Origin of the sequence: Caballeronia telluris (assembly GCF_001544495.1) — a bacterium.
Lineage (GTDB): Bacteria > Pseudomonadota > Gammaproteobacteria > Burkholderiales > Burkholderiaceae > Caballeronia > Caballeronia telluris.
In genome coordinates this window covers 101,778-114,585 of the sequence record NZ_FCNZ02000009.1, presented here as the reverse complement: position 1 = coordinate 114,585, position 12,808 = coordinate 101,778, and the positions used below count along the sequence as shown (strand labels likewise).

The 12,808-nt window shown below is 64.0% G+C and carries 11 protein-coding genes and 1 tRNA gene; 5 read left to right on the top strand and 7 right to left on the bottom strand.

The genetic code is table 11. The features are described from left to right. Positions 1-72: 72 nt before the first annotated feature. The 7 genes from AWB66_RS13710 to AWB66_RS13675 form a co-directional block, all read right to left on the bottom strand. The gene (locus AWB66_RS13710) at positions 73-780 is read right to left on the bottom strand and encodes a pseudouridine synthase (protein WP_087630824.1); all 708 of its coding nucleotides are present in this window, start codon (positions 778-780) and stop codon (positions 73-75) included. Between the two features lie 177 nt (positions 781-957). Then, positions 958-2,049, bottom strand: coding sequence for a TIGR03118 family protein (locus AWB66_RS13705; protein WP_087630823.1), 1,092 nt, complete (start codon positions 2,047-2,049; stop codon positions 958-960). 188 nt (positions 2,050-2,237) lie between these two features. Further along, complete coding sequence (locus AWB66_RS13700; RefSeq protein WP_087630822.1) at positions 2,238-3,449, bottom strand: hypothetical protein; 1,212 nt, start codon at positions 3,447-3,449, stop codon at positions 2,238-2,240. Between the two features lie 553 nt (positions 3,450-4,002). After that, positions 4,003-4,362: a hypothetical protein gene (locus tag AWB66_RS33675; RefSeq protein WP_159462906.1), complete on the bottom strand. Its 360-nt coding sequence runs from the start codon at positions 4,360-4,362 to the stop codon at positions 4,003-4,005. Between the two features lie 477 nt (positions 4,363-4,839). Continuing rightward, positions 4,840-4,924, bottom strand: a tRNA-Leu gene (locus AWB66_RS13685). 119 nt (positions 4,925-5,043) lie between these two features. Then, positions 5,044-6,204 carry an ABC transporter substrate-binding protein gene (locus AWB66_RS13680; protein ID WP_087630820.1) on the bottom strand — a complete coding sequence of 387 codons (1,161 nt, stop codon included), beginning with the start codon at positions 6,202-6,204 and terminating at the stop codon, positions 5,044-5,046. A gap of 52 nt (positions 6,205-6,256) precedes the next feature. After that, a complete protein-coding gene (locus AWB66_RS13675; RefSeq protein WP_087630819.1) occupies positions 6,257-7,198 on the bottom strand; it encodes a CysB family HTH-type transcriptional regulator in 942 nt (313 codons plus the stop codon). Positions 7,199-7,412: 214 nt separating this feature from the next. Between AWB66_RS13675 and AWB66_RS13670 the strand changes: the two genes are divergently transcribed. The 5 genes from AWB66_RS13670 (at position 7,413) to AWB66_RS13650 (ending at position 12,795) form a co-directional block, all read left to right on the top strand. After that, the gene (locus tag AWB66_RS13670; RefSeq protein ID WP_087630818.1) at positions 7,413-9,089 is read left to right on the top strand and encodes a nitrite/sulfite reductase; all 1,677 of its coding nucleotides are present in this window, start codon (positions 7,413-7,415) and stop codon (positions 9,087-9,089) included. Between the two features lie 28 nt (positions 9,090-9,117). Next, complete coding sequence (locus AWB66_RS13665; protein ID WP_087630817.1) at positions 9,118-9,660, top strand: DUF934 domain-containing protein; 543 nt, start codon at positions 9,118-9,120, stop codon at positions 9,658-9,660. Further along, the gene (locus AWB66_RS13660) at positions 9,660-10,382 is read left to right on the top strand and encodes a phosphoadenylyl-sulfate reductase (protein ID WP_087630816.1); all 723 of its coding nucleotides are present in this window, start codon (positions 9,660-9,662) and stop codon (positions 10,380-10,382) included. The genes AWB66_RS13665 and AWB66_RS13660 overlap by 1 nt, the downstream gene beginning before the upstream one ends. Before the next feature lie 111 nt (positions 10,383-10,493). Next, positions 10,494-11,456, top strand: coding sequence for a sulfate adenylyltransferase subunit CysD (cysD, locus tag AWB66_RS13655; RefSeq protein ID WP_087630815.1), 963 nt, complete (start codon positions 10,494-10,496; stop codon positions 11,454-11,456). Between the two features lie 25 nt (positions 11,457-11,481). Beyond that, positions 11,482-12,795 (top strand): sulfate adenylyltransferase subunit 1, encoded by a 1,314-nt coding sequence (locus AWB66_RS13650; protein WP_087630814.1) that lies wholly within the window; start codon positions 11,482-11,484, stop codon positions 12,793-12,795. Positions 12,796-12,808 lie beyond the last annotated feature (13 nt).

Sequence of the window (12,808 nt, the reverse complement as noted above, 5' to 3'; positions counted from 1 at the left end):
GGGCGTCAGGTTTTTACGGACTTGCATGACCGTTCGATTTTCCAGCCGCGACGCCGCGCGGCGACGTTGCGGCTATTCGCGCCGCAGCGCCGCGAGTTCCGCTTCGTCGAGCCAGCACCAGGCGCCGGCGGCGAGCGTCGCCGGAAGCGCAAAGCCGCCGATCCTCTCGCGATGCAGTTTTTCCACCCGGTTGCCCGCCGCCGCGACCATGCGTTTCACTTGGTGATATTTGCCTTCGACCACGCTCAGTTCGAGCAGATGGTCGTCGCGCCGAACGGCGGCGAGTGCCGCGCTCGGCTTCGATTCGCCGTGCAGCAGCACGCCTTCGACGAGCGCGGCGAGTTGCGCTTCGTCGAGCGGATGGCGCGTCGTCGCGAGATAGACCTTCGGCACCTTGCGCTTCGGCGACGTGAAGGCGTAGACGAATGCGCCGTCGTCGGAGAGGAGCAGCAGGCCGGTCGTATCCTGATCGAGCCGGCCGACGCATTGCACGCCGCGCGTCGTCAACTGGGGCGGCAGCAGATGGAACACGCTCAGGTGATGTTGCGGATCGCGCGAGCACTCGTATCCCGCCGGCTTGTTGAGCGCCAGATAAGCCTTCTCGCGATAGCGCCACGGCTGGCCGTCGACTTCGAAATCGAGCGGCGCGGTCAGCGGGAAATCCGCGTCGGGGTCCGTGCAGAGCGCGCCCGCGACCCGCACGCGAGCATCCGCGACGATGCCCCGGCACTGGCGGCGCGTACCGAAACCCTGGGAAAAGAGAATGCGTTCGAGATCCATCGGAGGCGTCGGGAGTGAGTCGCGCATTTTAACAATGCGCCGGGCCCGGGCGGCCGGATGAATCAGGACGAAAAAGAACGCGCCGCCAGCTAAGCAGGCGGCGCGTCAAGGGCACCGTGCACCGGATTCCAACGGCGAATCCGATGCCGTGCCGGGGAAACCGACCAAACGCTTGCGTTACTGCATGTCGAGCCGGCCATAGACGCCGTCGGCTTCGCGATTCGGGCCGGCCGCGAAGAAGAGCGTGTTGGTCGGCTGGGCGTTGAGTCCGTTGCCGAACGCGAGGCCCCAGAGACCGAACTGCGCGAAGGTCGTGCCATCCGGGTTCGTCACCGTGCCGACGAGCTTTCCGCTCGTCGGGTCGAACGCGTGGAGTGTGCCGTCGCCGAAATTGCCAATGAGGATGTCGTTGGAGAGCGTCCCGAAGTTGCCCGGCGCCTGCGCGATGCCCCATGGCGCGTTGAGTTCCGAGACGTGATCGAGCCTTTGCAGCAGATGTCCGTCCGTATCGAACACGTCGACGAAACCGAGCCCCGCGCCCGCGACGTCGTCGTGCGCGTCCGCGTCCTGTTGCGCGTACGTCACGTAGAGCTTCTGGCCGATCGCCTGAATGCCGAACGGCGCGAAATTGCCGGGTATCTGCGAGTCCTGGAACGCGCCCGCGAGCGTGACCTTTTGGAATGCGGTGTCGAACACGTCGATGCGGTTGTTGTGGAAGTCCGTCGCGTAGAGCCGCTGGCCGGTCGACGCCGTCGCGATGGCGAGGCCCTTGTAGACGGCGCCCGCCCGGCTGGAATCCGACACGGTGATGGCGTGCGTCAGATCGACGGTTGGCGACCACGCGGTGACGGAGCCGCCTTCGCCGACGAAAATGAACGCCGCCGCGCCCGATTTGCCCGTCTGCGACACCATGAAATCCGTGGTGCTGCCGTTGAACACGATGCCGGTCGGGCCGGCGAGGCCGATTGTGGTCGCGGGAATCGCCACGACGAGCGATTGCACGACGCCGTTGCCGTCGTAGAGCGTGGCCGTCTGGGTGGCGTTGTTCGCGACCCACACGAAGCCGTTCGGGTTGAACGCGACGCCCCACGCGTTTTTGAGATTGGGGTCCGTGTGTGCCGCTGCGACCGCGCCGTCGGAGACGAGGATCGTCGATTTGAAACGCGTTGCCATCGGGTGGTTGTCGTCCGAACCGCCGCACGAGGCGAGGCCCGACAGGGCCGCCACCGCGGCCATCGATGCGATGAGGATCGCCGCACGCGCGCGCATGGCTGCTGGTTTCATGATGACGACTCCCTGGCGCGAGGTGCGCCCGTAGTTGTGTGTCGTCATCTCTAAACGGACGCCGGGCGGGGCTTATTCCGGTGCGGCGGGAGATTTGCTTGGTGCGGTTCGGCGCAATCCGGATGCCGGGCAGGCGCAGGCGGCGAAAGCAGTGCGTCGCTCGCGCACCCGATTCAGTGCGCTTCGCCGCGGCCCTTCGCGACGGTCGGGACGCCCCAGCCGAACCAGGTGAACGAGCGATCGGGCTGCGGCGCGGGGTCGGGCTTGCGTTTCGGCGGATTCGGATGCGCTTCCGGCGCCGGAGCGGGCGACGCAGCGACGATGTCGGGCCGCGCCGGCGCGGGTTTGGTCCGCGTCGACACGCGCCGCGCGAGCGCGAGCGCCTGCGGATTACGCGCGTCGAGCGCGAGCGCCTGATTCGCGTTGCGCGCGACACACGCCGACGACTTCGTCGGGCACGCCTTCGCGCGCTGCAGCGCGGCGTCGCGCTGGCGTTCGAGTCGCGTGAGGCGCGTCGCGACGCGTTGCACGTCCGGGCTGCTTTGCTCGCTGTCCGGCACCTCGTCGACATAGCGGCGCGCGGCGGCGAGATCGCGATTGACCATCGCCTTGCGAGCTGCCGACGCGCTGCGGGCGGGCTGGGCGTCGCGCGGCACGGTCTCGGCGAGAACGGGCGGTGGCGGCGCCGTGCGCGGCGCGGCGGGCGGTGCGATCGTCAGAGGGGGGCTGGCAAGCGCGGTCTTCGGCGAGGCGGGAGCGGAGGGCGGCGCGTTCGCGACCTGACTCGACGGTGCGTGCGCCGACGATGCGCCGGAAGGTCTGGGCGAATTGGCGAGCGCGGTCGTGTTCGCCGGTTTGGCGGAACTGGCCGCTGCCGGGTGCGCCGGCGCTGCGGGTAGGGTCGCGGCGACTGCGCCCCTGGACACGGGCGGCGGCGCGCGCCGGGCGGCGGCGAGCGCCGGATTTCGCGGGTCCGGCGCGATCGAACCGCCCGAGCTTTGTGCTTCTGTAACGCGCGGCGCCTGGATGGTGGTGTCGATGTTGGCGAGGATGAACGCGCCGGCCGCAAAGCCGATCACGACGACGCCGCCTGTCGCGAGCACGCCGCCGAGGAACGAGCGCTTCTTCGGCGCTTCGATTGCCGGCGCGGCATCGCCCTGTTCGCGGATGCTCGGATAGGTCACGAGCGCATTGCGACGCACTTTCGTGACGAGCCAGCCCGCGCGCGGCATCTCTTCGGCGAGGCGCAGGGCGTCGGCGCTGAAGATCGCGCCTTCGCGATCGGCGCCGCACTGCGGGCAGGTATCGTCTTCGGCTCTCGACGCAGCGCCACAGCGCGCGCAGATGACCGAATCGAGCTGCAGTGAATACTTAGAGCGACTCATGCCGCACCCGTTGAGTTTTCGCCTGGACAACAATGGCCGGGCGTAACGTACTTGGCCGCAGAATAACTCGGGAAGGCGAACAATCGGCGTGTTCGCTGGCAAATTTCTCAACAATGACGAGATTTTTGATTGTTCGCGCCCTTGTCGACGTTTCGCCGCACCGCATAAATTGCGGCGAGAGTTCGTGCGGCGAAACGAGTATGTCAGCGAAAATTGAGCGCGACTACGCGGCTGCGCACACTTGTCCGACAATTGGCGGATTCAGACGGATATGGACGGCTTTTTACGGACTGGAGGCGAGGTGCGTTGGAAATGCGAGCGGAGGAGTCGGTGCCGCGCACCGGTACTCATCAATCTCGACCGCGCGACTCGTCGTCGCCATCGCCGGTGAGCAACTCGGACAAGTCTGCGGGCAGCATGCGTTGCATCGCCTTTTCAACTTTCTTATCGTATCGGGGGTCATTCGGGTCGCCCTGTTTCTGCGCCTTGCGGCCGTACCGTTGTACGAAGCAACGTAACTCCCCGGCCAGACGGTTTTGTTTGCGACGGCCGGTTACGATAGGGACCAAGGATCGACCTTGCCACCTGTAATCACAAAGTGCTTCGCATCGGAGCCCGAAGCAAAGAACCGCCAGTCTTCCTCGTCTGATCTTCCGTCCGTGGTGAGGGAAAGTCGGATATCTCTGGATAAGCCGATGTGCACCGTACCGTTATCGCCGACCTCAATCGCTTGAACTGCGGTCGGCCCATCGTCGACGATCAAGTCGCGGATGCGATGCGTTATCTCGTGCGGGCTCGTTTGAGACGCCGCAAAATCACGATAGGCCGCCAGGACCGTAGCGCCTTGCTCGGCTGTCCAGTCGCATTGGATATGCAGTGACCACGCGCCGACACGACTTCTTGCCTTGCTCAACAGCCTGCTTCTCCTCGGTAGAAAGAAAGATGCGCCCGCTTCCGTAGGCGTCCTTACTGTAAAGCACCCAGCGTTGAAACGAATCCGTCTTCAGTTCAGTTCCACCCATCGGCAACCCCGTCGCTTATGACGGCGTAAACCTAGCAGATTGCCGCACGTAGTTGTTTATCGGATACGCCGACTATGCACGCCGATCCGCTGGATGAGGAACACGGCGCCCATTCCCGGCTGCGCTCTGCGCTTCCTCGCGATGTCGACCGAGATCAAGAAGCTGGCCGCGCGGATCGAGCCGACGAAACCATGGCGCACGCCGTCGTGAGCGGAATAGGGCACTTATGGAGGCATAGATCCGCGGGTATCCGCAAAATGCGCCCAGCGTCAATGGTGGAACCTCGACGACGATCAGAAACAAAAAACCCCGAGAGCCTTACGCTGTCGGGGTTTCTGGTGAAACTTGGGTGTTGCTTGGAAATTTGTTGGTGCCCAGGGCCGGAATCGAACCGGCACGCCTTGCGGCGGGGGATTTTGAGTCCCCTGCGTCTACCAATTTCACCACCTGGGCACTTGCATTTTCATTTGTCGGGCCGACGCACCGCGAAGAGGCACGCCGATCGGCAAGTCAGCGATTATGTCGGAAAACGCGGGCCGCGACAAGAGTGCCGTCCGCGTTTCCGACCCCGCTTACTGGCTCAGATAGGTAAACGAGCCGTTCTTGATCACGCCCATCACGCTCGCCCGCTGATCAAGGCCGACGTGATCGGTCGCGCTCGTATTCACGACGCCGTTCGGCACCACCAGTTCATGCGCGTGTTCCAGTTCCGAGCGCAGCGCCACGCGAAACGCCTTCGTCCCCGGCTGGCCGGCCTTCAGCGCCCGTGCGACGGCATCCTGAAGTCGCGGGTACACGCCCGCCGCGTCGCCCGCGAACTGCGTGACCGTGCCCGGCCCGTACTTCGCCTCGTAGGCGTTGACGAACGCGAGCGCCGCCTTCTTCGACGGATGATCGGCCGGCAGCGTGCGCGCGACGACCACCGGCTGGGTCGGGAACAGCGTGCCTTCGACGTCCTTGCCGCCGAGCTTGATGAACTCCGGCGTCGCGATGCCGTGCGTCTGGTAGATCGCGCCCTTGAACCCGCGCTCGACGAGCGTGCGCTGCGGCAGCACGGTCGGCGTCCCGGCGCCCGCGATCAGTACCGCATCGGGTTTCGCGGCCATCAGCTTGAGAATCTGGCCGGTAACGCTCGCGTCCGTGCGGTTGAAGCGCTCGCTCGCGACGATCTTGATATGCCGCAAGTCCGCGAATTTCGAGAACTCGTTGAACCAGCTGTCGCCGTAGCTATCCGCGAAACCGATGAAACCGACCGTCTTCACGCCGTGGTTCGACATGTAGCGCGTCATCACGTCGGCCATCGCGCGGTCGGTCTGCGCCATCTTGAACGCCCACACCTTCTTGCCTTCCTGCGGCTCGACCACCGACGCCGAACCGATCAGCGTGATCATCGGCGTTTCGTACTCGGCGACCGGATCGAGCGCCGCGAGCGCCGCCGGCGTAATGTTCGGGCCGACGATCACATCGACCTTGTCCTCGGTGATCAGCTTCCTGATGTTGCGCACGGCGGCGCCGGGATCGGAGCCGTCGTCGAGGATCAGGTATTGCGCGTCCTGCCCGGCGATGGTTTTCGGCCACATCAGCATCGCGTTCTTGCTCGTGATGCCGATCGCCGCGGCGGGCCCGGTGCTCGACAGGTCGATGCCGACCTTCAGTTGCGCCTGTGCAGCGGCGCTCAACGCCGAAAATGCGCTCGCGAGCGCGATGCGGCGAAGGGACTTCGACAACTTCATGGGCTGGTCTCCGTGGCGGATGGTGGGTTGGTTGTTAGATGAATCGAACCGCTCACAGCTCGTAGCTTTCATGTTCCCCGGAAAGCGCCTGTTCGATGAGCTTGCGGTTCATCGAAGGCGAGAGCAGTTCGACGAGCGTGTAGACATAACTGCGCAGATACGCGCCCTGCTTGAGCGCGAGGCGCGTGACGTTGGTCCCGAACAGATGGCCGACGGGCATCGCGCGCAGATGCTTGTCGCGTTCTGGATTGAACGCGATGTCCGCCATGATGCCGACGCCGAGCCCCAGTTCGACATAGGTCTTGATGACATCGGCGTCGATCGCTTCGAGGACGATATCCGGGGCCAGATTGCGCAGCGCGAACGCCTGATTGATCTTCGAGCGGCCCGCGAACGCGGCGTCGTAGGTGATGAGCGGGTACTGAACGAGGTCGTCGAGCGCGAGCAGCTTGCGTTCGAGCAGCGGATGATCCGGCAGCATCACGGCGAGGTGCTGCCACTGGAAGCACGGCAGCGAGACCAGTTCTTTATAGTTGGCGATCGCCTCGGTCGCGATGGCGATATCCGCCTGATCGTGGATCACCATTTCCGCGACCTGCGTCGGGCTGCCCTGAAGAATCGAGAGATGCACCTTCGGAAAGCGCTTCTTGAACTCCGCGATCGCGGCGGGCAGCGAATAGCGCGCCTGCGTGTGCGTGGCGGCGATCACGAGCCGGCCCTGATCCTGCGCCGCGTAATCCTTACCGACGCGTTTGAGCGTCTCGACTTCCTGCAGTATTTTTTCCACCGACGCCAGAATGATCCTGCCCGGCTCCGTGAGCGAGCGCACGCGCTTGCCGTGGCGTGTGAAGATCTCGACGCCCAACTCGTCTTCCAGCTCGATGATCGCCTTCGACACGCCCGGCTGCGACGTGAACAGCGCCTTCGCCGCCTCGGTGAGGTTGAAGTTCTGCCGGACGGCCTCGCGCACGAACCGGAACTGATGCAGGTTCATTTATAACCCGTCCGCATATCAAAGTAATTTTTCAGTCGTTTGCTATATAAAGAAAGTTTATTACGATTTGTCCAATTTTTCCAATATCCATATCTGTATTTGTCATTAGCTAATGAGCGTTCCGTCTGAACGACGCTCGGCGCGACGACTCAATGGGTATCAATGCAGCGTCGTGCACGACGCTCGCGTGTGACAAAAAACTTGGGGTCCCCGAATGTACCAATACGATCAGATCGACCAGACCATCGTCGACGAACGTGTCGCCCAATACAGCGACCAGGTCCGCCGCCGGCTGTCGGGCGAGTTGAGCGAAGAGGAATTCCGTCCGCTGCGCCTGCAGAACGGTCTCTACATGCAGCGTCACGCGTACATGCATCGCATCGCGATTCCGTACGGCAACTTGCGCTCCGACCAGATGCGCGTGCTGGCGACCATCGCGCGCGAGCACGACCGCGGTTACGGCCACTTTTCGACGCGCACCAACATCCAGTTCAACTGGGTCGAGCTCGAAGAAACGCCGGAAATCCTGCGCAAGCTGGCTTCCGTGCAGATGCATGCCATTCAGACCTCGGGCAACTGCATCCGCAACATCACCGCCGACCAGTTCGCGGGCGTCGCGCCGGACGAGATCGTCGATCCGCGTCCGTGGGCTGAAATCCTGCGTCAGTGGTCCACGTTCCACCCCGAGTTCGCGTGGCTGCCGCGGAAGTTCAAGATCGCGGTGAACGGCTCGGTCGAGGATCGCGCGGCCGTGCAGGTGCACGATCTCGGCGTGTATTTGAAGAAGAACGCGGCGGGCGAAGTCGTCGCGAGCATTCTTGCGGGCGGCGGGCTGGGACGCACGCCGATCGTCGGCGCGGTGATCAAGGAAGACCTGCCGTGGCAGCATCTCTTGACGTACTGCGAAGCCGTGCTGCGCGTGTACAACCGTTACGGCCGCCGCGACAACATGTACAAGGCGCGCATCAAGATTCTCGTGAAGGCGCTGTCGCCGGAGAAATTCGCGAAGCAGGTCGAGGAAGAGTGGCAGCACCTGAAGGACGGTCCGTCGACGATCACGCAGGAAGAGCTCGATCGCGTGTCCAAGTTCTTCGCGCCGCCCGTCTACGAAAAGCTGCCGGACACGGACGCCTCGTATGAAAAGCATCTGATCGACAGCAAGCCGTTCGCGCGCTGGGTCGAGCGCAACGTGCGTCCGCACAAGGTGGCGGGTTACGCATCGGTCACGTTGTCGCTCAAGCCGTCGGGCATCGCCCCCGGCGACGCCACCGACAAGCAGATGGACGACGTCGCCGACCTCGCCGACGAATTCTCCTTCGGCGAGATCCGCGTGTCGCACGAGCAGAACCTGATTCTCGCCAACGTGAAGAAGCGCGATCTGTACGCCGTGTGGGAACGCGCGAAGGCGACGGGTTTCGCGACCGCGAACATCGGCTTGCTGACGGACATCATCGCGTGCCCGGGCGGCGACTTTTGCTCGCTCGCGAACGCGAAGTCGATCCCGATCGCGCTGGCGATCCAGGAGCGCTTCAACAATCTCGACTACGTGTACGACCTCGGCGACCTGACGCTCAACATCTCGGGCTGCATTAACGCTTGCGGACATCACCACATCGGCAACATCGGCGTGCTGGGTGTCGATAAGGACGGCTCGGAGTGGTATCAGGTCACGCTCGGCGGCGAGCAAAGCTCGGGCGCGACCGGCGCGCATCTCGGCCGTGTGATCGGCCCGTCGTTCTCGGCGGAAGAGATGCCCGATGTGGTGTCGCAGGTGATCGACACGTTCGTCGACAACCGCATGGAAGGCGAGCGCTTCATCGAGACGTTCAACCGCATCGGCATCGCGCCGTTCAAGGATCGCGTGTACGCGTCGCGCCAGGCGCACGCGTAAGACACGGCCCTCATCGAGGAAATTGCAGATGGCTTTGATTATCAAGAACCGCGCCGTGGTGAACGACGACTGGACCGTGGTGCGTGCAGCTGAAGACGGCGCATTGCCCGCAGTCGATGCGCTTGCCGCCGGCCGCGTCCTCGTGCCGTTTTCGCTCTGGAAAGAGCACAAGGACGCGCTCGTTGCAGCGCGCTCGAGGGACGAACTCGGCGTGTGGCTAGCGCCCGATGACGAACCCGCCGATCTCGTCGCCGATTTCGACAGGATCGCGCTCGTCGCCGTCGACTTCCCGGTGTTCCGCGATGGCCGTGGCTTCTCCATCGGCCGCTTGCTGCGCGAGCGCTATCAGTGGACGGGCGAACTGCGCGCGATCGGCGACGTGCTGCGCGACCAGTTGCTGTTCCACTCGCGCTGCGGCTTCGACGCCTTCGCCGTGCGCGAAGACAAGGACATCAACGACGCGCTGAACGCGTTTAGCGAATTCAGCGAGCGGTATCAGGGCGCGACGGACAATCCCGAGCCGCTTTTCCGTCGACGTGCCGCCGTGCTGGCCGCATCCGGAGCCGCGTGATGACCCCCGAACTGCAAGCCAAGGTTGAACGGCTCGACGCGCTGCTCGATTCGATCGCGCAACGCCACGCGAACGTCAAGCTAGCCAGCAGCCTCGCCGCCGAAGACATGCTGCTCACGCATGCCATTCTTTCGCGCGGTGTAAAAATCGGCATCTTCTCGCTGAACACGGGGCGTCTGCATCAGGAGACGCTCGGCATGATCGATCGCGTGAAGGAACGCTACGACTACGACATCGAGCAGTTTCATCCGCAGCCGGAAGCGGTCGAGGCTTATGTCCGCGATCACGGTCTGAACGCGTTCTACGAGAGCGTCGATCTGCGCAAGTCGTGCTGCGGCATCCGCAAGGTCGAGCCGCTCAATCGCGCTTTGCAGGACGTGAGCGCCTGGGTGACGGGGCAGCGTCGCGAACAGTCGGTGACGCGCGTCGAGTTGCACGAGGAAGAGCACGACGCGCCGCGCAACATCGCGAAGTTCAATCCGCTCGCGGACTGGACCGAAGCCGACGTGTGGGACTACCTGAAAGCCTTCGACGTGCCCGTGAATCCGCTGCATGCGCGCGGCTATCCGAGCATCGGCTGCGAGCCCTGTACGCGCGCGATCCGTCCGGGCGAGGACAGCCGCGCCGGACGCTGGTGGTGGGAATCGCGCGACACGAAGGAATGCGGCCTGCACATCACGAACATCAGGATCGTCGAAGAAGCGCCAAGCTCCGCGATCTAAGGCGCGCATCCAGGACGCCCATCAAGACGCGCCTCGCATCAAACCTCTGTCATTGAAACGCAGCGCTTTCGTCACAAGCTGAAGGCGATGCAAAGAAAAGGATCGACGAACATGAGCACCACGCTCGACTCAACCGTCACCGCCCCGATCGCCAACACGGCGACCCGGATGGACCACCTCGACTGGCTCGAAGCCGAGTCGATTCACATCCTGCGCGAACTCGTCGCCGAGTGCAGCAAGCCGGCGCTCCTGTTCTCGGGCGGCAAGGATTCGGTCGTCGTGCTGCATCTTGCGTTGAAGGCGTTCGGTCTCGGCGGCGGCCGCAAGACTCAGCTGCCGTTCCCGCTCGTGCATATCGACACGGGCCATAACTTCGACGAAGTGATCGACTTCCGCGATCGCCGTGCTGCTGAAATCGGCGCGGAACTGGTGGTCGGCCATGTCGAGGATTCGATCAAGAAGGGCACCGTGCGCCTGCGCCGCGAGACCGATTCGCGCAACGCCGCGCAAGCGGTGACGCTGCTCGAAACCATCGAGCAATACGGCTACACGGCGATGATCGGCGGCGCGCGCCGCGACGAAGAAAAGGCGCGTGCGAAAGAGCGCATCTTCTCGTTCCGCGACGAATTCGGCCAATGGGACCCGAAGGCGCAACGCCCGGAACTGTGGAGCATCTATAACGCGCGCCTGCATGCGGGCGAACACCTGCGCGTGTTCCCGATCTCGAACTGGACGGAACTCGACGTGTGGCAATACATCGCCCGCGAGAAGCTCGAACTGCCGTCGATCTACTACGCGCACGATCGCGAGATCATTCGCCGCAACGGCCTGCTCGTGCCGCTCACGCCGCTCACGCCGTTGCGCGAAGGCGAAACCGCCGAAGTCGCGCAGGTGCGTTTCCGTACCGTCGGCGACATCAGTTGCACGTGCCCGGTCGCGAGCGATGCGGACGACGTCGAGAAGATCATCGCGGAAACGGCCGTGACGGAGATCACGGAGCGCGGCGCGACGCGGATGGACGACCAGGCGTCCGAAGCCGCGATGGAACAGCGCAAGAAGCAAGGTTATTTCTAAGCATCACGCCAAAGGAAAACGGATCATGAGCATTTATCAAGCTGAAGACCTCGGCGTGTTGCGATTCATCACGGCAGGCAGCGTCGACGACGGCAAGAGCACGCTGATCGGCCGCCTGCTTTATGACAGCAAGGCGGTGTTGTCGGACCAACTCTCCGCGATCTCGCGTGCTAAGAACAAGCGCACCGTCGGCGACGAAATCGATTTGTCGCTCTTGACCGACGGCCTCGAAGCCGAGCGCGAGCAGGGCATCACGATCGACGTCGCGTACCGCTACTTCGCGACCGCGAAGCGCAAGTTCATCATCGCCGATACGCCGGGCCACGAGCAGTACACGCGCAACATGGTGACGGGCGCATCGACGGCGCATGCCGCGATCATTCTCGTCGATGCCACGCGCGTCACGTTCGTCGATGGCGTCGCACAGTTGTTGCCGCAGACCAAGCGCCATAGCGCGATCGTGAAGCTGCTTGGGCTTCAGCACGTGATCGTCGCGATCAACAAGATGGATCTCGTCGAATACAGCGAGACGCGTTTCAACGAAATCCGCGATGCCTATGTCGAACTCGCGCGCCAGCTCGGCATTTCGAACGTGCGCTTCGTGCCGGTGTCGGCGCTGAAGGGCGACAACATCGTGACCGCGAGCGAGCGCATGCCGTGGTACGCGGGCGAGCCGCTGCTCGACCTGCTCGAAGCGCTGCCGGTCACGCAGCCGACCGATCAGGCGCTGCGCTTTCCGGTGCAATGGGTCGCGCGTCAGGACGGCAGCCAGGCCGACGACTTCCGCGGCTACATGGGCCGCGTCGAAGCGGGCGAAGTGCGCGTGGGCGATACGATCACCGTGCTGCCCGCGAGCCGCGAAGCGACCGTCGCCGAGATCATCGCGCCGGTGCCGGGCGGCGTCGCGCAAGTGGACCGCGCATTCGCCGGCCAGACGGTGACGATCCGTTTGACGGAAGACGTCGACGTGTCGCGCGGCGATACGTTCGTGCCGAGCGCATCGAAGGTCGAGCCGGCGAAGAAGCTCGAAGCGGACCTCTGCTGGTTCGACGAAGAGCCGCTCTCGCTGCAACGCAAGTACCTGCTCAAGCAGACGACGAACACGGTCTTCGCGCGCATCGGCGCCATCAAGGAAGTGCTCGACGTGCATACGCTGTCGCACGCGGTTGATCGCCGCGATCTCGCGATGAACGACATCGGCCGCGTCGCGCTGACGCTGCAAAAGCCGCTCGTCGCCGACGCTTACGACACGCATCAGGGCACCGGCGCGTTCGTGCTGATCGACGAAGCGACGCATCATACGGTCGCGGCCGGCATGATCCGTTCGTTCTCGGCTTGACGGACGAAGGGTG

Excerpts from the sequence above, each read along its gene's own strand:
- AWB66_RS13705 (WP_087630823.1), bottom strand. The coding sequence starts at position 2,049 with ATGCGCGCGCGTGCGGCGATCCTCATCGCATCGATGGCCGCGGTGGCG.
- cysD (WP_087630815.1), top strand. The coding sequence starts at position 10,494 with ATGAGCACCACGCTCGACTCAACCGTCACCGCCCCGATCGCCAACACG.
- AWB66_RS13650 (WP_087630814.1), top strand. The coding sequence starts at position 11,482 with ATGAGCATTTATCAAGCTGAAGACCTCGGCGTGTTGCGATTCATCACG.
- AWB66_RS13675 (WP_087630819.1), bottom strand. The coding sequence starts at position 7,198 with ATGAACCTGCATCAGTTCCGGTTCGTGCGCGAGGCCGTCCGGCAGAAC.
- AWB66_RS13700 (WP_087630822.1), bottom strand. The coding sequence starts at position 3,449 with ATGAGTCGCTCTAAGTATTCACTGCAGCTCGATTCGGTCATCTGCGCG.
- AWB66_RS13710 (WP_087630824.1), bottom strand. The coding sequence starts at position 780 with ATGGATCTCGAACGCATTCTCTTTTCCCAGGGTTTCGGTACGCGCCGC.
- AWB66_RS13680 (WP_087630820.1), bottom strand. The coding sequence starts at position 6,204 with ATGAAGTTGTCGAAGTCCCTTCGCCGCATCGCGCTCGCGAGCGCATTT.
- AWB66_RS13670 (WP_087630818.1), top strand. The coding sequence starts at position 7,413 with ATGTACCAATACGATCAGATCGACCAGACCATCGTCGACGAACGTGTC.
- AWB66_RS13665 (WP_087630817.1), top strand. The coding sequence starts at position 9,118 with ATGGCTTTGATTATCAAGAACCGCGCCGTGGTGAACGACGACTGGACC.
- AWB66_RS13660 (WP_087630816.1), top strand. The coding sequence starts at position 9,660 with ATGACCCCCGAACTGCAAGCCAAGGTTGAACGGCTCGACGCGCTGCTC.